Source organism: Paenirhodobacter sp., assembly GCF_050177655.1.
In the GTDB taxonomy this organism is placed as follows: domain Bacteria; phylum Pseudomonadota; class Alphaproteobacteria; order Rhodobacterales; family Rhodobacteraceae; genus Rhodobacter.
In genome coordinates this window covers 24770-45007 of sequence record NZ_JBFXGV010000026.1, presented here as the reverse complement: position 1 = coordinate 45007, position 20238 = coordinate 24770, and the positions used below count along the sequence as shown (strand labels likewise).

The 20238-nt window shown below is 67.3% G+C and carries 19 protein-coding genes; 5 read left to right on the top strand and 14 right to left on the bottom strand.

What is annotated here, in order from left to right:
- Window positions 1-108: 108 nt before the first annotated feature.
- Window positions 109-1482 (bottom strand): LysM peptidoglycan-binding domain-containing protein, encoded by a 1374-nt coding sequence (locus AB7U46_RS10760; RefSeq protein ID WP_428336969.1) that lies wholly within the window; start codon window positions 1480-1482, stop codon window positions 109-111.
- A gap of 157 nt (window positions 1483-1639) precedes the next feature.
- On the opposite strand from AB7U46_RS10760, the gene AB7U46_RS10755 reads away from it, so the two are divergent.
- On the top strand, window positions 1640-2197 hold the full coding sequence (locus tag AB7U46_RS10755; RefSeq protein WP_428336968.1) for a TIGR00730 family Rossman fold protein: 558 nt from the start codon (window positions 1640-1642) through the stop codon (window positions 2195-2197).
- Between the two features lie 8 nt (window positions 2198-2205).
- On the opposite strand, the gene AB7U46_RS10750 is transcribed toward AB7U46_RS10755, so the two are convergent.
- From AB7U46_RS10750 to AB7U46_RS10705, 10 genes are all read right to left on the bottom strand, one after another.
- A complete protein-coding gene (locus AB7U46_RS10750) occupies window positions 2206-3138 on the bottom strand; it encodes a hypothetical protein (RefSeq protein WP_428336967.1) in 933 nt (310 codons plus the stop codon).
- Window positions 3139-3258: 120 nt separating this feature from the next.
- A complete protein-coding gene (gene rarD / locus AB7U46_RS10745) occupies window positions 3259-4152 on the bottom strand; it encodes an EamA family transporter RarD (RefSeq protein WP_428336966.1) in 894 nt (297 codons plus the stop codon).
- Window positions 4153-4267: 115 nt separating this feature from the next.
- Window positions 4268-4702, bottom strand: a complete 435-nt coding sequence (locus tag AB7U46_RS10740; RefSeq protein WP_428336965.1) for a host attachment protein — start codon at window positions 4700-4702, stop codon at window positions 4268-4270.
- Between the two features lie 141 nt (window positions 4703-4843).
- The gene (locus AB7U46_RS10735) at window positions 4844-5443 is read right to left on the bottom strand and encodes a superoxide dismutase (RefSeq protein ID WP_428336964.1); all 600 of its coding nucleotides are present in this window, start codon (window positions 5441-5443) and stop codon (window positions 4844-4846) included.
- Window positions 5444-5683: 240 nt separating this feature from the next.
- A complete protein-coding gene (locus AB7U46_RS10730) occupies window positions 5684-6136 on the bottom strand; it encodes a hypothetical protein (protein WP_428336963.1) in 453 nt (150 codons plus the stop codon).
- Between the two features lie 82 nt (window positions 6137-6218).
- On the bottom strand, window positions 6219-6773 hold the full coding sequence (locus AB7U46_RS10725; protein ID WP_428336962.1) for a sarcosine oxidase subunit gamma: 555 nt from the start codon (window positions 6771-6773) through the stop codon (window positions 6219-6221).
- A complete protein-coding gene (locus tag AB7U46_RS10720) occupies window positions 6766-9720 on the bottom strand; it encodes a sarcosine oxidase subunit alpha family protein (RefSeq protein WP_428336961.1) in 2955 nt (984 codons plus the stop codon). Before AB7U46_RS10720 ends, AB7U46_RS10725 begins: the two co-directional genes overlap by 8 nt.
- Window positions 9720-10043, bottom strand: a complete 324-nt coding sequence (locus AB7U46_RS10715; RefSeq protein WP_428336960.1) for a sarcosine oxidase subunit delta — start codon at window positions 10041-10043, stop codon at window positions 9720-9722. Before AB7U46_RS10715 ends, AB7U46_RS10720 begins: the two co-directional genes overlap by 1 nt.
- Before the next feature lie 51 nt (window positions 10044-10094).
- The gene (locus AB7U46_RS10710) at window positions 10095-10250 is read right to left on the bottom strand and encodes a hypothetical protein (RefSeq protein WP_428336959.1); all 156 of its coding nucleotides are present in this window, start codon (window positions 10248-10250) and stop codon (window positions 10095-10097) included.
- Window positions 10251-10353: 103 nt separating this feature from the next.
- Complete coding sequence (locus AB7U46_RS10705; RefSeq protein WP_428336958.1) at window positions 10354-11598, bottom strand: sarcosine oxidase subunit beta family protein; 1245 nt, start codon at window positions 11596-11598, stop codon at window positions 10354-10356.
- 208 nt (window positions 11599-11806) lie between these two features.
- Here AB7U46_RS10705 and ccmI point away from each other — a divergent pair, with 208 nt between their 5' ends.
- The 3 genes from ccmI to AB7U46_RS10690 are packed head-to-tail and all read left to right on the top strand — an operon-like array spanning window position 11807 to window position 14111.
- Window positions 11807-13402: a c-type cytochrome biogenesis protein CcmI gene (gene ccmI / locus AB7U46_RS10700; RefSeq protein ID WP_428336957.1), complete on the top strand. Its 1596-nt coding sequence runs from the start codon at window positions 11807-11809 to the stop codon at window positions 13400-13402.
- A complete protein-coding gene (gene ruvX / locus AB7U46_RS10695) occupies window positions 13399-13872 on the top strand; it encodes a Holliday junction resolvase RuvX (protein ID WP_428336956.1) in 474 nt (157 codons plus the stop codon). The genes ccmI and ruvX overlap by 4 nt, the downstream gene beginning before the upstream one ends.
- Window positions 13872-14111 (top strand): DUF1289 domain-containing protein, encoded by a 240-nt coding sequence (locus tag AB7U46_RS10690; protein ID WP_428336955.1) that lies wholly within the window; start codon window positions 13872-13874, stop codon window positions 14109-14111. Before ruvX ends, AB7U46_RS10690 begins: the two co-directional genes overlap by 1 nt.
- Window positions 14112-14259: 148 nt before the next feature.
- On the opposite strand, the gene AB7U46_RS10685 is transcribed toward AB7U46_RS10690, so the two are convergent.
- A complete protein-coding gene (locus tag AB7U46_RS10685) occupies window positions 14260-15039 on the bottom strand; it encodes an SDR family oxidoreductase (RefSeq protein WP_428336954.1) in 780 nt (259 codons plus the stop codon).
- 168 nt (window positions 15040-15207) lie between these two features.
- Here AB7U46_RS10685 and AB7U46_RS10680 point away from each other — a divergent pair, with 168 nt between their 5' ends.
- Complete coding sequence (locus AB7U46_RS10680) at window positions 15208-16203, top strand: Hint domain-containing protein (RefSeq protein WP_428336953.1); 996 nt, start codon at window positions 15208-15210, stop codon at window positions 16201-16203.
- Window positions 16204-16305: 102 nt separating this feature from the next.
- Here AB7U46_RS10680 and AB7U46_RS10675 read toward each other — a convergent pair whose 3' ends face one another.
- Both AB7U46_RS10675 and AB7U46_RS10670 read right to left on the bottom strand, forming a co-directional pair.
- Window positions 16306-17016 carry a hypothetical protein gene (locus AB7U46_RS10675; protein WP_428336952.1) on the bottom strand — a complete coding sequence of 237 codons (711 nt, stop codon included), beginning with the start codon at window positions 17014-17016 and terminating at the stop codon, window positions 16306-16308.
- 3 nt (window positions 17017-17019) lie between these two features.
- Window positions 17020-20217 (bottom strand): hypothetical protein, encoded by a 3198-nt coding sequence (locus AB7U46_RS10670; protein ID WP_428336951.1) that lies wholly within the window; start codon window positions 20215-20217, stop codon window positions 17020-17022.
- Between the last annotated feature and the right edge of the window lie 21 nt (window positions 20218-20238).

Below are 20238 nucleotides of genomic sequence, written 5' to 3'. Positions count from 1 at the left end.
CGACCGGTCGCTCCGGCCTTCCAAAGTGTCGAAATATCCCGGGGTCCGGGGCGGCGCCCCGGCCTGCGCAACCTAGGCCGGATCGCGCCGGTGTCCAGCGCTTTCGCCCTATTCGGGCAGGGTGAAGACCTGGCCGGGATAGATCAGGTCCGGGTTGCGGATCTGGTCGCGATTCGCCTCGAAGAGCCGGACGTAGAGATAGGGATCGCCATAGGTGTCGCGCGCGATCGCCCAAAGCGTGTTGCCCGTCTCGATCGTCACCATCCGCGGCCGTCCCGCCGCGGGGCCAGGCGCCGCGACCGCAGGCGCCGCCGGCCCGGGGACGAGTTCCGCCTCGGGCGTCGCCGCGGCTGCCGGAGCCGCCTCGGGCATCCCGCCCTTCTGTCCCGCGCCCGAAACCCGCGCCCCGCCCGTCACCGCGCCCGTCACCGGCGCAGCCCCGGCCGCCGCGGCGAGATCCGCCGGCGCCACCGCCTCGAAGGGCGTCTCCGCCCGGGCGAGCACCTTGCCCGCCGCATCGAGCGCGTCGATGCGCAGCGTGTGGGCGCCGGGCTTCGCCGCCGGCAGCTCCATCTGCCAGGCGCCCGAGCCCCCCGCCTGCACGAGACCGGCCTCGTCATTGTCGACATAGGCGCGCAGGAGCGCCCCCTCCGGCGCGCCGCGCCCCGAAAGCGCGATCCGCCCCGTCGCGCCAAAGCTGAGCGTGTCGATCACCAGCGCATCCGAAGCCCCGGCAAGCAGCCGCGCATTGGCGCCGTCGCTCTCGATCGGGGTCTCGGCCAGCGCCTGCGCCGCGGCGACCTTTTGCGACACCGCCTCGGGCGCGTCGCCCTCCGCCGTCGCCGCCTGCGCCACGGCCTGCGGGCTCGGCGCGACGGTGAGGCTTTGCGCCGTGGTGCGCGCGACGCCATCCGCCCCGGTCACCCGCAGCGTGAGCGCGCGCGGGCTGGCCGAGGGCGCGCCGAGCACCACCGAGGCAAAGGCCCCCTGTGGCCCCGCCGTCACCGTGTCGATCACCGCGCCGTCGAGCAGCACCTCGACCTTCGCCCCCGGCGCCGCCTTGCCGGCAAGCGTCAGCGCCCCGTCGGGGGTGACGCGCAGCGCATCGAAACGCGCGACATCGGGCGCCTCGGCCGCGGGCGCCTCCGCCTGCGCGGGTTCGGGCGCCGGGGCAGGTTCGGGCGCCGCCGCCTGCGGGGCCTCTGCCTCGGCGGCCGGCTGTGGCGCCGTGGCGAGCGCCTGCGCCTCCTCCTGCGCCGCGCCGGTCTCGGCCGCGGGCTCGGGCGTCGGCACCGGCGTGCCGAGCACCCACCAGATCACCCCGACCGCGACCACCGCCGCCGCCGCAAGCCCGCCCGCCAGCGCGCCGCGCAGCTGACCGCCGCCCGCCGCCGCGCCTCCAGTCGCGCCCACAGTCGTGCGCGCCGCCGCATCCCCGGTCGCCGCCTGTTCCGCCGCGCCCGTCTCGTGCCCCGTGTCCATCGCCGCACCGTCCTTCCGGTCCCGTCCAACCCCCGCCCGGGCGGTTCTCGCGCCGCCCGCTTGAGCATCGCCATCTGACCCGGTATCACGGCGCAAAGCAACTCCCGCCGCAGCTCCGCCGCCGCCCGGAGTGCCCCCGTCCGCGAAAGGATCTCCCATGCGACCCGCTGCCCCCTCCGTCTGCGTCTATTGCGGCTCGCGCGCGGGCGCCCGCCCCGCCTATACCCAGGCCGCCCGCGCCACCGGCGCGCTGCTGGCCGCGCGCGGCTGGCGCCTCGTCTACGGCGCGGGCGACGTCGGGCTGATGGGCGAGGTCGCGCGCGCCGCGCAGGCCGCCGGCGGCGCCACCTTCGGGGTGATTCCCGAGCACCTCTTCCCGCAGGAAGTCGGCAAGCGCGACCTGACCACCTTCGTCGTCACCGAGACGATGCACGAGCGCAAGAAGGTGATGTTCATGAACTGCGACGCGATCGTGGTGCTGCCGGGCGGCGCCGGATCGCTCGACGAGCTGTTCGAGGTGCTGACCTGGCGCCAGATCGGGCTGCACGCGAAGCCGATCTTCCTGCTCGACACCGAGGGCTACTGGCAGCCGCTGCTGACCCTCGTCGATCACATCATCGCCGAGGGCTTCGCCGCGCCCAGCCTGCGCGAGATGCTGATCGCGGTCGCCGATGTCGCCGCGCTGGAGGAAGAGCTCGAGACCGCCTTCGCCTGAGCCGGCCTCTAGCGATCGCCGCGGGAGAGGATCGCTTCCTCGAGTTTTCCCTTGCCGTCGCTTTCCGTGCAGTTCTTAACCTCGAGGCCGCCCGCTTCGTCCGAGCGCAGCGTTCCTGCGGATGAGACCCGCTCGCAGCCCGCCACGACATTGGCGAGCACCGCCGCGCGCTGATCTTGCGACAGGTGCCAGGGCCGGGTCTGCAAGGCGCCGAGCGCCGCGCGCGCGGCTCGGCCCATCTCGATGATACGGCGCTCCTCGACGCCCTCGACCGGCGGTTTCCCCCCGCCGAAATAGGCGGTGAGCTTCTGATGCAGGGCCTTGCAGGCGGCATCGGTGCTCCCGGCGCAGGCCTCGTCCACGGCGATCGCATAGATCACATTGCCGTCGCGATAGCCGGCGGCCGCGCGGCGCAGATGCGGCACCAGCGTCTTTGCCCGGAACAGCAGCTTGCTCACCGCGGTGAAATCGAGCGCCATCAGATCCTCGGCCGCGCCGCCGAGATCGAGATTGATCGTCGCGGTCTTCGCCAGATAGTAAAGCGACTTCTGCACATCGTAGCCGAGCGTCTCGAACCGGTAGCTGCCGATCTCCCCGCGCGCCTCGCTGATGCAGCCCTCGCGCGTGGCGCCCGCGGTGCAGCCCGGCGCCGCCTCGTACAGCGCCGCAAGTGCGGTGAGCGCGGTGTTCACTGCCGCCACCGCGCCGATCTCGTCCTCGGTGTCGACCGATGTGTCGAGCGCGAGCGGCGCGAGGATGCCCAGGGCGAGCAGGTAGCGGTCGGCCCGCTGCGCCGGCGTCTCGGCGACCATCGCCTTCGTCATATAGACGCCCGCCGCCCCGTCGGGCGCGCCGAATTCGTCCTTGAGCGTCGCACAGCCCGTCAGCGCGAGCGTTGCACAGGCCGCAACGAGCGGCCCACGAAAATACCGTGACTTCATGCTGCAATCCCTTCCCGAAAACACCCCCAGTCTGAGGGCGCCGGGCAGGGTTTCAACCTGTGAGAAGTCACAGATTGCACAGCGACGGCTTGGGCAGGAGACTCCGCCGCCCCGCGCGACTCAGCCCGCCTTCGCCGCCCCGCGCAGGCTCACCACCGAATAGACCGCGAGCGCCGCCCAGATCAGCGGGAAGGCCAGCGCATGGGCATGGGTGAAGGGCTCGCCGAAGACGAAGACCGCGACGGCGAATTGCAGCGTCGGGTTGAGATACTGGATCAGCCCCACGGTGGCGAGGCGCACCCGCCGCGCGGCGTAGGAAAAGAGCATGAGCGGCCCGCCGGTGAGCACCCCCGAAAAGGCGAGCAGCGCCGAGGAACGCAGATCGGTGCCGAAGGCGTTCGAGCCGGGCGCCATGCCGAAAAGCCCGAAATGTTTCGCCGCGATCAGGCCCAGCGCGAAGGGCGCAAGCAGCGCCACCTCGGCGGTGACCGAGACGATCGGCCCCGCCGCGACGCGCTTCTTGAGCAGCCCGTAAAGCCCGAAGGTGCCCGCGAGCAGCAGCGCGATCCAGGGCGCGCGGCCCAGCTCGACGGTCAGAAGCGCCACCGCACAGGCCGCGAGACCGATCGCCAGCGCCTGCCCGCGGCTCATCCGCTCGCCGAAAGCCAAGACGCCAAGCGTCACCGCGACGAGCGGAAAGATGTAATAGCCGAGCGAGGCCTCGACCGCGTGGCCATGCTGCACCGACCAGATGAAGCCGAACCAGTTGATCGAGATCACCAGCGCGGAAAGCGCGAGCATCGCGGTCTCGCGGCCGAAAAGCGCCTCGGCCAGCGCCGCGAACCGCCCCTGCGCGGCGAGCACCGCGCCGAAGAAGACGAGCGACCAGAGCGTGCGATGGGCGAGCACCTCAAGCGGGGGCACCTCGGAGAGCGCCTTGTAATAGATCCCCGAGAGGCCCCAGATCACGCAGGCGGCGACCATCGCCCAGAACCCTTTCGTCGCCTCGCTCATCGCGCATCTCCCGGCCCGAATCCGGGAAAGCGGATCCGGTGGCACGCTGCCCGATCGGGCCGGGAAAGGGAAGACGGCGCGGACCGGCCGCGCCGCCCCTCTCGGACGGTTCCGCTCAGACCGGATCGAGCGCCATGGCCAGAACCTTCGCCACCTCGGGCAGCGGCAGGCCGGTCAGGGTCTTGTCGATTTCCGCCACGACGCGGGAGGCCAGCGGTTCGGGCATCGCCTCGCGCAGCGCGGCGAGCATGCGCGGCGGCGCGGCGACGACCAGCCGGGCATCGCCGGAATGGGCGCCGAACCAGCTCGCGATCTCGCGCGCGAAACGCTGCTGCGCCACGCGCTCGGGATCGCCCTGCTCGAAGGCGGTGCCGTGACCGCCGGCGCCGGCCTGCTCACGCCCCGGACGGTCGGAAAACTGTGCGCTCGGCGCGGCCTTGCGCTCACCCAAGACGCGCAGCTGGGGCGCCTCGACCGAGCCGGTATTCTCCAGCAGGAGCGCGCGGGCCTCATCGGCCACGAGAAGTCTCATTCCTTTCGAAAACAGCATGATCTCCTCCTTTCCATGCCCCCCAAAGATGGCCCCGCCCCGCCCGCCTTTCCAGACCTTGACGGGCCGAAGCGCGCGATTCGCATGAAAAAACCCGCCGGATCGCTCCGGCGGGTTTCGCGTTTCGGTTGTGGCCGCGGCTCAGAGGCGCGAGGCGACGTTTTCCCAGTTCACCAGCTTCTCGAGGAAGTTCGAGAGATAGGCCGGGCGCTTGTTGCGGAAGTCGATGTAATAGCTGTGCTCCCAGACGTCGCAGCCGAGCAGAGCGGTCTGGCCGAAGCAGAGCGGGTTCACGCCGTTCTCGGTCTTGGTGACCTTGAGCGACCCGTCGGCGTCCTTCACCAGCCAGGCCCAGCCCGAACCGAACTGCGCGGCACCGGCGGCGGCGAAATCTTCCTTGAACTTGGCGACCGAGCCGAAGGCCTCGGTGAGCGCCTTTTCGAGCGCGCCCGGCATGCCCTTGCCTTCCGGCCCCATCATTTCCCAGAACTGGGTGTGGTTCCAGTGCTGCGAGGCGTTGTTGAAGATGCCGTTCTGCGCCACGGCGCCGGCCTGATAGGTGCCCTTGACGATCTCTTCGACCGATTTCGATTCCCACTCGGTGCCGGCGATCAGCTTGTTGCCGTTGTCGACATAGGCCTTGTGGTGCATGTCATGGTGGAATTCGAGCGTCTCCATCGACATGCCCAGCGCTTCGAGGGCGTTGTATTTGTAGGGAAGGTCGGGAAGATGGAAAGCCATTGGATTGGTCCTTGGTTGGGTTCGCGTTGGCCCTAATTGAAGGGCGCGGGGGGCCGAGGTCAAGGGCGCATCCGCACAACCCGGGTGCGGCACGGGCGGGAACCGCAGAGGGGGCGCCGCCCCCCGTTCGCAAGTGAACGCCCCCCGAGGTTTTTTCGGCAAGATGAAGACACCGCCCCCGATCCTCTCCGGGTCGGGCGGAAACCGCGGCGCGCGAGCGCGCCCCGGTTCAGCGGTGGATCATTTGTTGACGACGCCGCGCTCGCAGTTGCCCCGCGCGCTCTCGGTCCTGTAGCCCACCGGGGTGACGACGAGCAGCGCCGAGAGATCCGCCTTCTGCACGGTCAGGCGCATCTTCGTCGCATTGGCATATTGATTGAGGTCGTCGTTGTGGCCCGGGATCGTCCAGCCATAGGTCGTGCGGCGATCGTTGTCGGTCATCACCGTGACCGGCAGCGGCGCCAGGTCATGCGCGGCGATCAGCCCGTCATAGGCGGTGATCTTGCCCGCCTTGTCGGTCATCACAAGAAGCTTCGGCGGCGTCGTGCCATTGGCCTCCGGCACAGCGAGATCGCACAGCAGCACGAGGGTGCCCTTGGGGATCGTGAACCCCTTCGCCTCCTTGGCGGCGAGCGGCGCGGCGATCAGCGAAAAGCCCATCGCGGCAAGCGCGAGGCTGTTGAAATAGTTCATCGAATCGAAACCTCCAAAGAGAATGGGGCGACCTTAGCCGCCCCATCCCGAATTGCAATCGTTCACGGCGCCGTGAACCGTGTCAGAAGATCTCGCCGCCCTTGCGCGCCGCGGTCTCGAGCAGGTTCATCAGGTAAAGCCCGACCGAGCGGAAACAGACGAGGGTGATCTCCTCCGGCCCCGAGCGCCAGAGCGCGGCGGCGATCTGGGCGGTGCGGGTGCGGCGGATCTCGCCCTGCGGCAGGGTCGCGAAATCGACCGGGGCGAGCTTCATCACCACCTCGTCGGCGCGCGGCCCGGAGACGGTGAAGCGCGCCCGCGCGTCGGAGACGTTGACGACCAGCGCATGTTCGCCCGCAAGCGCGTCACCCAGCGTGGTGGCAAGGCCCGGCGCCTCGTCATAGCCGCAGATCAGCAAGAGCTCGTCCGGGCTCATCCAGGCGAGCGTGCGCCCGCCCGAGGTGACGACCCCGCGCTGCCCCGGCACGGCGAGGCCAAGCCCGCCCAGCGCCGATTTCAACGCGCCCGAGCCGAACTCGGCCCGGATCGTGAGCATGCCGGTCAGCCCGGCCTCGGCGACGGTGGCAAAGCCGCCCGCCGCCACGCGCCCGTTCAGCGCGGAAACCGCATCAGACATCGGCCTTCTCCCCGTCCTTGTCGTAGAAGCACGGATCGACGATCCGCGCCTTGAACACCTTGCCCGCATCCGCCGGGAAGTCGAGCACCTCGCCCATCCGCTCCGGCCCATGCAGCACGAGGCCCATCGCGATGCCCTTCTTCAGCGTCGGCGAGTAATAGGTCGAGGTGACCCGGCCCTGGGTGTTGCGCTGGCCATTGGCGTTCGAGCCCTCGGCCGGGGCGATCACGCCATCGGGCATCACCGAACCGTCGAGCGTCTCGAGGCCGACGAGCTTCCAGCGATCGGGGCGCGCCATCTCGACCCGCGCCTGCGCGCGCTTGCCGAGGAAGTCGGCCTTTTTCTTCGAGATCGCCCAGTCGAGGCCCAGATCCTGCGGGATCACGGTGCCGTCGGTCTCGTCGCCGATCATGATGAAGCCCTTCTCGGCGCGCATCACATGCAGCGCCTCGGTGCCATAGGGCATCGCGCCGAACTCGGCCCCCGCCTTGTTCACCGCTTCCCAGAAGGCCGCGCCCATGTTCGCGGGAACCGCGATTTCATAGGAGAGCTCGCCCGAGAAGGAGATCCGGAACACCCGCACCGGGAAACCGCCGAGCGTGCCTTCGGCCCAGGTCATGAAGGGCAGCGCCGCTTTCGAGACATCCATGCCGCCGAGCTTTTCGAGCACCATCCGCGCCTTCGGGCCGACGACCGCGACCTGCGCGTATTGCTCGGTCAGGTTGGCGGTATAGACCTTCCAGTCCCACCACTCGCATTGCAGCCAGTCTTCCATATGGGCGTGGATCCGGTCCGCACCGCCCGAGGTGGTGTGACAGAGCCAGCTGTCCTCGCTCAGCCGCACGACGACGCCGTCATCCGAGAGGAAGCCGTTCTCGTTGCACATCAGCCCATAGCGGCATTTGCCCACCGCGAGGTTCGACATCATGTTGGTGTACATCATGTCGAGGAACTTGCCGGCGTCGGGCCCCTTCACCAGGATCTTGCCCAGCGTCGAGGCGTCGAGCAGCCCGACATTCGTGCGGGTGTTGACGATCTCGCGGTTGACCGCGTCGCGATGGCTCTCGCCCGTGCGCGGATAGCAATAGGGCCGCCGCCAGAGGCCGACCGGCTCCCAGAACACACCGTTCGCCTCGTGCCAGTCGTGCATCGGCGTCTTGCGCAGCGGCTGGAAGGTCTCGCCGCGCCCCTCGGCCGCGATCGCGCCGAAGCTGATCGGCGTGTAGGGCGGGCGGAAAGTGGTGGTGCCGGTCTGCGGGATCGCCTGGCCCAGCGCATCGGAGAGGATCGCGAGGCCGTTGATGTTCGAGAGTTTCCCCTGATCCGAGGCCATGCCGAGCGTGGTATAGCGCTTGGTATGCTCGACCGAGGTATAGCCCTCGCGCGCGGCAAGCTGCACGTCGGAAACCTTCACGTCGTTCTGGTAGTCGAGGAAGGCCTTGAACTTCAGCGCCTCCTTCGCCCCCGCAGGCATCACCCAGACCGGCGCGAGCGGCGCCTCCGCCTCGGCGCCACCGGCGAGACCCGCCTCGGCGCAAAGATCGGTGAGCGTCAGCATGCCGTTCGCGGCACCGACGGCCCGGGCGAGCGGCTCGCCATCGGCCTTGATCGGCGGGCGGGCGGCATCGGGGATGAACATCGCGCGCGGATCGTCCCAGGTCAGCTTGCCGCCGACATGCGACCACAGATGCACGACCGGCGACCAGCCGCCCGACATCGCGACGCAATCGCAGGGGATCGTCTCGATCACGCCGCCCTCGCCCGCCTGCGCGCAGATCTGCACGCCGGTCACCGCCTTGTGGCCGAGCACCTTGGCGACGCCGCGCCCCTCGAGGATGCGCAGACCGCGCGCCTTGAGTTCCATCGGCAGCGGCCCGGTGACGTTTTCGCGCGCGTCGATCACCGCCGAAACGGTGAGCCCCGCCGCGATCACCGCCTGCGCGGTGCGATAGGCGTCGTCGTTGTTGGTGACGATCACCACCCGGTCACCGACGCTCACGCCCCAGTTCACGAGGTAATCGCGCACCGCCGCGGCGAGCATCACGCCGGGCACGTCGTTGCCGGCGAAGGCCAGCGGCCGTTCGATCGCGCCGGTGGCAGTGATCGTCAGCCCGGCGCGGATGCGCCACAGACGGTGCCGCGGGCGGCCGTCGCCCGGGGTGTGATCGGCCACGCGCTGATAGCAGATCGCATAGCCGTGGTTATAGAGGCCCGACACCATCGTGCGGGTGAAGAGACGGACATTCTCCATCTTTTCAAGCGCGTCGACGGTGGCCTTGATCCAGTCCGCGGGGGCCATGCCCTCGATCGTGCCGCCGTCGACCGGCGCGCGGCCGCCCCAGAACGGCGTCTGCTCCATCACGAAGACGCGCTTGCCCGCCTTCGCCTCGGCGAGCGCCGCGGCCAGACCCGCGACACCGCCGCCCGCGACGAGCACGTCGCAGAAGGCATAGGCCTGCTCGTAACGGTCACTGTCGGCCTCCTTCGGCGCGGCGCCAAGCCCCGCGGCCTGCCGGATCACCGGCTCGAAGAGGTGCTTCCAGGCCCATTTCGGCGCCATGAAGGTCTTGTAGTAGAAGCCCGCCGGGAAGAACTTGTAGAGCTTGTCGTTCACCGCGCCGATGTCGAAATCGAGGCTCGGCCAGTGGTTCTGGCTCGAGGTCTCGGCGCCTTCGAAAAGCTCGGTCGTGGTGGTGCGCTGGTCAGGTTCGAGCCGCGCGTTGCGGCCGAGGTTGACGAGCGCGTTCGGCTCCTCGACGCCGCTCGCGACGAGGCCGCGGGGGCGGTGATACTTGAACGACCGGCCAAGCAGCATCTGCCCGCTGCCGAGCAGTGCCGAGGCGAGCGTGTCGCCCTGAAAGCCGCGCATCGGCTTGCCGTTGAAGGTGAAGCTGAGGGGTTTGGCGCGGTCGATCAGCCGACCGCCTTTCGCGAGACGCGTGCTCATTATTTCCAGCCCTCCCAGCCCGGGCGCTTTGCCTTGATGGTGGCGATCAGATCCGCCGGGGGTTCGGTCGTCTGCGCCGGATAGGTGCCGAAGACCTCGAGCGTGTTGGTGTCGCGCGCGGCGAGGAACCACTTGCCGCAGCCCTGCGCATGGCGCCAGCGCTCGAAATGCACGCCCTTCGGGTTCTTGCGGTTGAACATGTAATCCTCGAATTCTTCGTCCGAGGAACCGGGACCGAAGCGCTTGAGATGCGCCTCGCCGCCGGCGGCGAGTTCGCTCTCCTCGGCGCTTGCGCCGCAGTAGGGGCAGGTGAATGTCAGCATGACGCACGTTCCTTTTGCAGGAGGCGCGAGGCTTCGCTGACCCCCTCGTATTCAGTTCTTCTTGTCCGGAAGATTGATCGTGATTTCAGGCTTGTCCTTTTGCGGGACTTCGCCGCCCGAGTAGATGTACCAGCCGAGCCCCGCGACGAGGACGACGAGGACTCCGAGGAGGAAGCTCTTGAGGCCGTTGCCGTTCGGTTCTGCCATGTGTCCGTTCCCTTTCGATGTTGGATCGAGGGGGAAACGGACCGGTCGGGGCTCTGGTTCCCGATCACAGGCGCGGCCAGGGGCAGAGGGAGGCGGCAAGACATCAGTGCGCCACCCCGGCGGCGACGCTTTCGTCGATGAAGCGGCCTTCCTTGAAGCGGTTCAGGCCGAAGCCCTCGGCCAAGGGCGAGTAGCCCTTCGCCACCAGCTCGGCCATCGCCCAGCCGGAGCCCGGGATCGCCTTGAACCCGCCGGTGCCCCAGCCGCAGTCGATGAAGATATTCTCGACCGGGGTCTTCGAGATGATCGGCGAGTGGTCGCCGGTGATGTCGACGATGCCGCCCCATTGCCGCAGCATCTTGAGGCGCGAGACGACCGGGAAGGTCTCGATCAGCGCGCGCGAGGTTTCCTCGAGCGTGTACCACGAGCCGCGCTGCGTGTAGTTGTTGCAGTGGTCGATGCCGCCGCCAAGCACCAGCTCGCCCTTGTCCGACTGCGAGATATAGCCGTGGACGAGGTTCGCCATCACGACGACGTCGATCACCGGCTTGATCGGTTCGGAAACCCAGGCCTGCAGCGCCACGGATTCGAGCGGCAGCCGGAAGCCCGCCATTTCGGCCAGCACGCCGGAATGGCCGGCCACGACCATCGCGAGCTTGTCGCAGTCGATCGCTCCCTTCGTGGTGTCGATCCCCTGCACCTTGCCGTTCACCGTGCGGATGCCGGTGACCTCGCATTGCTGGATGATGTCGATCCCCATCGCGTCGCAGCCGCGGGCGTAGCCCCAGGCGACGGCGTCGTGCCGCGCGGTGCCGCCGCGCTCCTGGTAAAGCGCGCCGAGCACCGGGTAGCGCGGCCCGTCGAGGTTGATGATCGGCACCAGTTCCTTGACGCGATCGCGCTCGATCCATTCGGTCTGCACGCCCTGCAGCGCGTTGGCGTAGACGGTGCGCTTGTAGCCGCGGATCTCGTGCTCGGACTGGGCGAGCATCAGCAGGCCGCGGGGCGAGAACATCACGTTGTAGTTCAGATCCTGCGAGAGGCCCTCGTAAAGCTGCAGCGCCTTTTCGAAGATCGCGGCCGAGGCATCCTGCAGGTAGTTCGAGCGGATGATCGTGGTGTTGCGCCCGGTGTTGCCACCGCCCAGCCAGCCCTTCTCGATCACCGCGACATTTTTGATGCCATGCACCTTGCCGAGGTAATAGGCGGTGGCGAGCCCGTGGCCGCCCGCGCCGACGACGATCACGTCGTATTTCTTCTTCGGCTCAGGCGCGCGCCAGGCCCGCTCCCATCCGGCATGATAGCGCAGCGCCTCGCGCGCCACGGCGAACATCGAATAGCGTCTCATCGGCCCTCTCGTCTGGCTTGAGCGACGGGCGCGAGTCACGCGGCCCTTCCCTCTCTTGATGGACCTGCCGCAGATGCGAAAGCCCCCTCCAAGCGGCATGCGCGGGAAAAAAACGACATGTGCGATGCGACAATGCGCGCGCTCACGCGCTTGTCTCTTTCGGGAGGGCGCCAAAATCCCTAAACGGGGTCCGAGGATAGGAGACGCCATGCTGTTCTGGATACTTGCCGCCGCCCTCGTGGCCGTGATCGCGCTTTTGTTTGCGCTGGCGCTGATGCGCCGGCACCCCGAGGAGGACGCCTCGAGCGCGAGCTATGACGTGCAGGTCTATCGCGACCAGCTCGCCGAGATCGAAAAGGATGCCGCGCGCGGCGTGCTCTCGCCCGAGGAGGCGGAGCGCACCAAGGTCGAGATCGCGCGCCGCATGCTCGAGGCCGACCGCGCGAGCCGCTCGGGCCAGGGGCTTGGCGCGCGCGCGGGCGATGCGCCGAAGGGGGCGACCTGGGGCGCGGTGGCGGGGGTGACGCTGCTCCTCGTCGGCGCGCTTGTCGTCTATGACCGGATGGGCGCGAACGGCTACCCCGACATGCCGCTCGCCGCGCGCTTCGCCGAGGCCGACAAGCTTTACGACAGCCGGCCGAGCCAGGACGAGGCGGAGAAGATGACCCTCGCGAACCGCCCCGCGCAGCCCGCGCCCGACCCGCAGTTCACCGAGCTGATGGAGCGGCTGCGCAAGGCGGTGGCCGAACGCCCGAACGATCCGCGCGGCCTTGCGCTGCTGGCCTCGAACGAGATGGGCTTGGGCAATTACCACGCCGGCTGGCAGGCGCAGGAGCGCTACATCGGCGCGCTGGGCGACAAGGCAGGGGCGCAGGATTACGCGCAGCTTGGCGAATATCAGGTGGTCGCCGCCGGCGGGCTGGTGACGAAGACCGCCGAGGCGAGCTTTGCCAAGGCGCTGGAGATGGACAAGACGAACGGGCTCGCGCTTTATTATGTCGGGCTGATGATGGCGCAGAACGCGCGCGGCGACCGCGCCTTCCGGATCTGGGACAGCCTGCTGCGCCAGTCGCAGCCGGACGACCCCTGGGTCAAGCCGATCATGGACAATATCGCCGAACTGGCCTGGATCGCGGGCGAGCAGAATTACACGCCGCCGAGCATGGGCCGGGGACCGAGTGCGGCCGACATGGCCAATGCCGCGAGCATGACGCCAGCCGAGCGCGCCGAGATGATCCGCGGCATGGTCGAGCAGCTGAACGACCGGCTCGCGACCGAGGGCGGCCCGGTCGAGGACTGGGCGAAGCTCGTCTCCTCGCTGCGGATGCTGGGCGAGACCGAGCGCGCGGGCAAGATCCTGACCGAGGCGCGCTCGAAATTCGCCGCCGATCCCGCGGCGCTGGAGAAGCTCGACGCGGCGGGCCAGGCGCCCGAGGGCGCGGCGATGGGCGACATGGGCGGCGGCGCCCCGAGCGCGGGCCCGATGGGCGGCGCGCCGATGGCCGGACCGATGGCGGGCGGCATGCCGGGGCCGTCGGCCGAGCAGATGAAGGACGCGGCCAGCATGACGCCCGAGGAGCGCAGCCAGATGATCGAGGGCATGGTGAACGGCCTCGTCACCCGGCTCGAGAGCGAGGGCGGCTCGGGCGCGGAATGGGCGCGGGCGGTCTCCTCGCTCGCCACGCTCGGCAAGATCGACGCCGCGCGCGCGGTTCTGGCGAAGGCGCAGACTGCGCTCGCCGACAAGCCCGACGACCTCGCCGCGGTGATGGCCGCCGCGCAGGCCGCGAAGATCGCGCCATGATCTGCACCGCGATCGAGGAGCTTGCCGCGGTGCTGCCGCGTCACGGCGCGCTGGCAGGCCTTGACCTCGGCACAAAGACGATCGGGGTTTCGGTCTCGGACACGATGCGTGCGGTGGCGACACCGCTGCGCACGATCCGGCGCGAGAAATTCACCCTAGACGCGGCGCAACTCCTTGAAATCGTGGCGGAACGCGCGATCGTCGGCCTCGTGCTCGGCCTGCCGCTCAACATGGACGGCTCGGAAGGGCCGCGCGCGCAATCGACCCGCGCCTTCGCGCGCAACCTCGAGAAGCTGACGCCGCTGCCGATCGCTTTCTGGGATGAGCGGCTCTCGACCGTCGCCGCCGAACGCGCGATGCTCGAAGCGGATCTCTCGCGCAAGCGCCGCGCCGAGATCGTCGACCATGTCGCCGCGGGCTTCATCCTGCAGGGCGCGCTTGATCGCCTCGCGCATCTGGGGCGGGCGTGATGGCGCAGGGTGGCGACGAGCTCTGGAAGCGCGATGAGATCGCCAGCCCCTGCGTCAAGCTTTGCGCGATCCATCCGCTGGAAAAGATCTGCGTCGGCTGCCATCGCACGCTCGAGGAGATCGCGACCTGGTCGCGGATGACGCCCGAGGCGCGGGCTGCGGTGATGGCGGAGCTGCCCTCCCGCGCGCCGCGACTGGCGAAGCGCCGCGGCGGTCACGGCGGCCGGATCGAGGGCTGAGACCGCGCGGGGGCGCTGCCCCCGTCCTTCGGACTCCCCCGGGATATTTGAGCACTATAGAAGCAGCCTTTCTACAGAGCTGAAATATCCCGGGGGTGAATTCCCCGCAGGGGAAAGGGGGCGGCGCCCCCTGCCCCGCCCGTCTTTCTTACAGGGTCTGGTTTGCCGCACCACCATCGACGAGGATGTTCTGCCCGACGATGAACCCCGCATATTGCGAGCAGAGGAAGGCGCAGGTCGCGCCGAAATCCGCGGGTGCGCCGTAGCGCCGCGCCGGGATCGTCGCCATCCGCCGCTCGGCCGCCGCCGCGAGCGAGATCCCCTCGGCCGCCGCGACCGGACCGTCGAGCGCGGTCATCCGGTCGGTGGCGTGGATCCCGGGCAGCAGGTTGTTGATCACCACCCCCGAGGAGGCGACCTGCCGCGCGGTGCCGGCGACGAAGCCGGTCAGCCCCGCACGCGCCGCGTTCGACAGGCCAAGCTGAGGGATCGGCGCCTTAACCGCGGCGGAGGTGATATTGACCACCCGCCCCCAGCCCCGCGCCATCATCCCGGGCAGGAGCGCCTGCATCATCGCGATCGGCGCGAGCATATTGGCGTCGAGCGCGGCGATGAAATCCTCCCGCCCCCAGTCGCTCCAGAGCCCGGGGGGCGGGCCGCCGGCGTTGTTGACGAGGATATCGACCTCGCCCGCCGCCTCGAGCACCGCCGCGCGCCCCGCCGCGGTGGTGATGTCCGCCGCGACCGGGATCACGGTGACGCCGGTGCGCGCCTCGATCTCGTTGGCCGTCACGGTCAGCGCCTCGGCGCCGCGCGCGTTCAGCACGATCTCGACGCCCGCCTCCGCCAGCGCCTCGGCGCAGCCGCGGCCAAGCCCCTTCGACCCCGCGCAGACCACCGCGCGCTTGCCCCTGATCCCAAGATCCATCCGAACCTCCTGCCTGTTTCGGCCATTCATGGCCCGCATGCGACAGGACAAGTCCTTCGGATGCAAGCCCCCTTCGTCGGCTTGACGCGCCCGGCGCGACCGGATTAACCCTGCGGCAGTATATTCGTGTTAAGGGTGGTCAATCCGCCCGTTGTTTCGGGAAGTTCCATGTCCTCGCCCCGTGCCCTGCCGCCGCAAGCGGTGCATGTCTATGACGCCGACCTGATCTGGGTGACCTCCGGCGCCAATCAGGGCGACGGGCTCGACCTCGCGCCGCTGTGCGAGCCGGGCGATGTCTACCGTCTCGACCGGGAGGCGCAGCCGATGCGCATGCTGATCGAGGCGGAAACCGGCACCGGCCAGCATGTCGCCCCGGGCTCGGAGGTGGGCACGCCGGGCGATGCGCTCTCGCTCGTCGCGCGCCATGTGATGATGACGGCGGAGGGCGATTGCGTCGACATCCTGCTGATCCGGCACGAGGAGGACCAGCATCTCTACGCGCTGCCGCTCTCGCCGATCGTGCCGCGCACCGATTACACGCTGATCGAGGCGCATGAGGATCCGGGCACCGCGCAGCTTTCCGATCTCGTCTGCATCGCATTCACCACCGGCACGCTAATCACCATGGCGGGCGGCGCCCAGCGCCCGATCGAGACGCTCGTCCCCGGCGACCGGGTGCTGACCCGCGACAGCGGCCCGCAGCCGGTGCGCCTGGTGTCGAAGGCGACGCTGCCGGCGCTTGGCACCTTTGCCCCGGTGGTGATCGCGGCGGGCACATTGGGCAATGAAAGCGACCTCGTCGTCGCGCCGCATCACCGGGTGTTCCTCTATCGCCGCGGCGCGAAGCGGATCGGCGACACCTCGGAAATCCTCGTGCAGGCGAAGCATCTCGTCGATGGCGAGCATGTCTGGCGGCGCGAGGGCGGCTATGTCGACTATTACGCGCTGGTCTTCGACCGTCACGAGATCATCTATGCCGAGGGGATCCCGGTCGAGAGCCTGCAGGTGAGCGAGGCCACGCTCAACCTGATGCCCGAGGAGCTCACCGCCGAGATCCGCGCCCGCCTGCCCGACCTGCACCACAAGCCGCATTTCGGCACCGAGGCGGGGCGGGAATTGCTCGAAAAGATCGGACGCGAGGCGATCTTTCGCAAGAAGGAGTGAGGGGGGCTGTTGCGGTGGACGGCGGCGACGGGCGGGAAGCGGCCGTTTGCTGCACCGTGCCCAGAAGTCTGCTGCGCAGGCTTCCGGAACGGACGACTTCGGCTAAGGGCACATCTTTTCGTGTTCCAGGCCCAGATAGTCTCGTAACGCACAGATCAAACGTATGAGTTCGATCACGTCATCAACGAGTGCCTCCTTTGCGACATACCCCTGCAAGTGTTCCTTGCCAGCCTTTGAAAACTCGTAATGCACGCGGCCCGCCATCTCTTGTTTTCGGACGAGAGCCCTTGGATGGGCATTGCAGAACTCTCGAATCAAGTCTTCCGACAAGAAATCCTCGATCTCCCAATCTAATCCTACGCAACTGCGGTTCTGTGCCTCAGCCCGGCGCTGCAACTCAGGGCCCAAGACGCCGTTCGAAGTCGGCATGATCGGATGCAGTAAGAACACGTCCCGGTAGTGCTTCACCCTAAAATCCATCTCGCAAAGCATGCGGGCGTGCTTGCGGCCCGCGTCGTCGTTATCAAACAGACCCACGAAGTTTCGTTCGGTCATCAGGCTTGCTGCGTCTTGGGAAGCCATCTGCCGCAGCGTCTGCAACTCTCGCACTACCCCTTGAACGCCGCCGTCATCCTTCAGCCCCGCCTCGAATACGGCAAATCCAGAGTCGAAGAGGTCATGATTGCTCTCGCGTTGCCAAATGTCTCTGGCGAGGCGCAGGTAGCGGACATCGCTAGTGCCTTCGACAAGGACATTCGCCGTGCCGACGTTCCAGCCCTTTCCATTGGCGTATCTCTCGACAAGTCCGATCAAGGCTCAACCTGCCGTCAGCGGCCGCAGTAGCGGACCGTTATGGCCGAAGGAGATGAGGCCGCTGATATTCACACCAGGCCGCAGTTGGTTGCCATCGAATTCGGCCACACGAAACTTGACCTTTCCGTTCTGAAATTCTTGGACTCTAGCATCGCCTCGCGCTCCGTCTGCTCCCGAAGCGACGCGTGCGCGGACCTGTCGCCTATTCCCCGTGCTCTCTTCGAGCAACCAGCGGAGACGATCCGGAACTTCGACGTAGTGTTCCCCTCGCGCCCAGAGCTGACGCAGTTTCCCGAACCGCTGCGATGCCTCGTGATGGCGGTTTCTCTGATGCATGAGAATCGCCAATTCCAGCTCTAACTGTGGCGACAGAATTGCCCGGTTGCCGTCGAGGGTTTCGAGCAACTCCAGTTGCAGAGCGAAGTCCTTCGGGTGATCCATACAGGCCAAGATGTAGCGTAGTCGGACCGCCTGTGCGTTGGACCGCAACAGTGGATGCCCTAGCCGCGCGGCCGCGTCGATCCGGTTCGCTCGGGGAAAGTCATCTAGCGACATGCCCTCACGCCCGGTTATCCCTTCGCCCAAGGCAGACAGTGCTTGCTGGATTGCCTCGCCTTCAGATGAGGGCTCGGCGTCACGCACCGCCCCGGCTGAACGAAGCAGCAACTCGAACGCCTTGTCGGCGAGGCGCGACAGAGCGTTTCGCCGCAACTCTGCGGTCTCTCGCTGCATGGCCCCGTAGACGATACCCAGAACCTCTAGTGCGATACTTGCCGCGCCTTCTGGATCCTCATCAGCCCCTATGAGCCGGTCGCGCGCATAGACTTCCAGAACGTAGGAATTGTCAGGGTTCAGCCTGTAGGCACTATAGGTCGCCCTGTTTGCCTTGGCGCGCAGGGCCGCCACCTGTTCGGCCGACATTCCGCGACGTGTCTCCACCTCGGCGAGGTCGTGATATGCATGAGCGAGCGAATTGTAGAGGTTCAGGTCGGGCTCGCCGCCTGGGTCGTACTCAAGAACCAGCGCGGCTTCGATATCCCCAGTGGCGCGCCGTAACAAATCGGCGCGCTCATCATCGGTGATCGGAAACATGGCGTCGTCCTTCGCGATGCGCCGCCGCGATATCGAGACATGGTGAAGAAATGTCCGGCTGGTCGTGCGAAATTCTTTCGGCATCGCGTCCAGAACCTCCAGCACTTCGCGCCAATAGAGAGCGAACTCGCTGCGGCCTTGTCCGGGGTCGATCTTGAAGATGCTAGTGGCGAAGGTTTCGGCCAGTTCCACTAGGTCCGGGTGCGCAAGCATCGGGTTGGCGGCGATCTTAGCTAAAACCATCAGCCGCAGGTGATCGGGATTCTGCGCCTCAGTCAGCCCGGCCGAAGCGCGGGCGGGGGCATCGTAAAACAGCCCGGTTAAAAGGAACCGTCCCAGTTGATCGTGGATCATCGCCCAGAGGCTTACCGTGCCGAGGCGCTGGCGCACCACGCCCAAGGCTCCGACGGTCGATTGCAGATCAGAGAGTTTGTCACGGGTCGGAAAGTCTTCGGACCGCGGCAGCAGTATTTCAGGCAGAAGCTGGCGCACCGTGCTCATGGCGGCGATGTCGATTATCGCGCGCCGCACAACCGGATCAGCCACCTTCTGCCGAAACTGTTCGTAAAGCCAACTCTGTACTGTTTCCGTAAGGTCGATTTGCCGCTGCAGCCAAAATGCCAGCGCGATCCAGAATACGGAATGGCCCGCCGCGGGTCCGACGAGTGAGTGTTTGACGAACGCCTGCCATTCGTGAGCATCGCGCGCTGTGCCAAGTGGTTTAAGAAACCGGTTCAGGTGTCTGCCCAAGCCCATCGCCGCTTCCTGCGAGATCTCGTGGGACAGATCGCAAAGATGTTCCAGACGCTTCTCGGAATAGATGGCGACTGGTAGCTGTGCATCGGTGACGAAGACGATGCAGATCCGGCGCCCAGCCCCCGTGATCTGCCTGGCAAATGTCGCGATATCCCCTTCGCGTCCCTCCCACTGCGACCGATCGAACACTATCAGCCAAGGTGCCTCGTACTGGCGCAGGCCCTTTCCGATTTCAGCCGAAGCGATACCGTTCAAACAGGAGGTAATGAAATTCGCTACGGCGTGTCCGCTGGGCGCAAAGGGGGCTTGAGTAGCTATCAGCGTCGGATAACCGTCCATGGCCGCACCGAAGGCAAGATCACGGATGAACGTGGTCGCCCCTGCTCCGGATTCCGCCCGGATGTAGAACATCCGACTGGCCTCCGGTCCGTTACGGTCGAGTTGCCGCAGCGCCTTTGTTATGGTGTTCTTGGCGCCATCGTCCCGAGTCCACGGCATTTGCGCAGCGTAGGGTCGCCAAGAAGCCGACGGATCCTGGAAGAACCCGTTGATTTCCTCCGAGGTCAGTCCCTCTGGCGTCACGTATTCCAGATGAGCCTCGGAGAGCAGTTCGTAATTGCCCAGTAGCGGATGCTCGGGATCATCGCGTCCCGACAGGTCGACGCGGTGTCGGCCTCCTTGGGCATCCCGAATGCGGATGATGAGCCGGTCGTCAGCGCGCTCCGTATAGCGTCTATGCAGGGCTTCCGACAGCAACGCCGCTGGGGCTGGCAACAGCGTTACCCGCCGCGCCCCCGCGTCTGCCTGCCATTCAGCTATCTTCTGACGAGCTTTGGGATCATCGCTGACGATCGTCAAGCCGCACTGGAATCCGTCTTGCCAAAGTTGTCCCAATTCAACTGGCAGCGTCAGATCGGGTCCGCCGAGCACCACGAGGCTCCGGACACCGCGTTGCTGCAACTCCATGATCATTTCTATCCGGCGCGCCCGAGCGGCAAATCCTGTCTTCTCGGCTTCGGTGCGACCGTTGAGCAAGAAGATCGGAAGGCTCCGGGGCGGCAGCACGGTGTTTGAGGGAGAGACATCAATGACATGCATCAGCCCTCTCCGGCGAACGAGCGGAGTCTCGATCGCACTGTCCAAAGCATCAATAGCCTTGAGCAGGCCCTCCGATGCGGTCTCACTAAGGACGAATTCCCAGGGCAGGCTCAACACCCTAGCGGTCGCTTCTGGGCCTGCCGCTTCGGCAAAGGCGGGCAAAAGCCAGAGACTGGAATCGCGTGAATCAAGTTCCGCCAAGATCGGAAGGGCGTCGGGAGCAAGAACTTGCAGCCCTTCAGCGACACTGATCATATGTTCCATCTCCGGAAAAAA

What these genes read in the sequence shown, in the direction of transcription:
- AB7U46_RS10680 (WP_428336953.1), top strand. Translation starts at nt 15,208, where the DNA reads ATGTCCTCGCCCCGTGCCCTGCCGCCGCAAGCGGTGCATGTCTATGAC.
- ruvX (WP_428336956.1), top strand. Translation starts at nt 13,399, where the DNA reads ATGATCTGCACCGCGATCGAGGAGCTTGCCGCGGTGCTGCCGCGTCAC.
- AB7U46_RS10720 (WP_428336961.1), bottom strand. Translation starts at nt 9,720, where the DNA reads ATGAGCACGCGTCTCGCGAAAGGCGGTCGGCTGATCGACCGCGCCAAA.
- AB7U46_RS10760 (WP_428336969.1), bottom strand. Translation starts at nt 1,482, where the DNA reads ATGGACACGGGGCACGAGACGGGCGCGGCGGAACAGGCGGCGACCGGG.
- AB7U46_RS10715 (WP_428336960.1), bottom strand. Translation starts at nt 10,043, where the DNA reads ATGCTGACATTCACCTGCCCCTACTGCGGCGCAAGCGCCGAGGAGAGC.
- AB7U46_RS10730 (WP_428336963.1), bottom strand. Translation starts at nt 6,136, where the DNA reads ATGAACTATTTCAACAGCCTCGCGCTTGCCGCGATGGGCTTTTCGCTG.
- AB7U46_RS10725 (WP_428336962.1), bottom strand. Translation starts at nt 6,773, where the DNA reads ATGTCTGATGCGGTTTCCGCGCTGAACGGGCGCGTGGCGGCGGGCGGC.
- AB7U46_RS10670 (WP_428336951.1), bottom strand. Translation starts at nt 20,217, where the DNA reads ATGATCAGTGTCGCTGAAGGGCTGCAAGTTCTTGCTCCCGACGCCCTT.
- rarD (WP_428336966.1), bottom strand. Translation starts at nt 4,152, where the DNA reads ATGAGCGAGGCGACGAAAGGGTTCTGGGCGATGGTCGCCGCCTGCGTG.
- AB7U46_RS10710 (WP_428336959.1), bottom strand. Translation starts at nt 10,250, where the DNA reads ATGGCAGAACCGAACGGCAACGGCCTCAAGAGCTTCCTCCTCGGAGTC.
- AB7U46_RS10750 (WP_428336967.1), bottom strand. Translation starts at nt 3,138, where the DNA reads ATGAAGTCACGGTATTTTCGTGGGCCGCTCGTTGCGGCCTGTGCAACG.
- AB7U46_RS10705 (WP_428336958.1), bottom strand. Translation starts at nt 11,598, where the DNA reads ATGAGACGCTATTCGATGTTCGCCGTGGCGCGCGAGGCGCTGCGCTAT.
- AB7U46_RS10735 (WP_428336964.1), bottom strand. Translation starts at nt 5,443, where the DNA reads ATGGCTTTCCATCTTCCCGACCTTCCCTACAAATACAACGCCCTCGAA.
- AB7U46_RS10690 (WP_428336955.1), top strand. Translation starts at nt 13,872, where the DNA reads ATGGCGCAGGGTGGCGACGAGCTCTGGAAGCGCGATGAGATCGCCAGC.
- AB7U46_RS10755 (WP_428336968.1), top strand. Translation starts at nt 1,640, where the DNA reads ATGCGACCCGCTGCCCCCTCCGTCTGCGTCTATTGCGGCTCGCGCGCG.
- AB7U46_RS10685 (WP_428336954.1), bottom strand. Translation starts at nt 15,039, where the DNA reads ATGGATCTTGGGATCAGGGGCAAGCGCGCGGTGGTCTGCGCGGGGTCG.
- AB7U46_RS10740 (WP_428336965.1), bottom strand. Translation starts at nt 4,702, where the DNA reads ATGCTGTTTTCGAAAGGAATGAGACTTCTCGTGGCCGATGAGGCCCGC.
- ccmI (WP_428336957.1), top strand. Translation starts at nt 11,807, where the DNA reads ATGCTGTTCTGGATACTTGCCGCCGCCCTCGTGGCCGTGATCGCGCTT.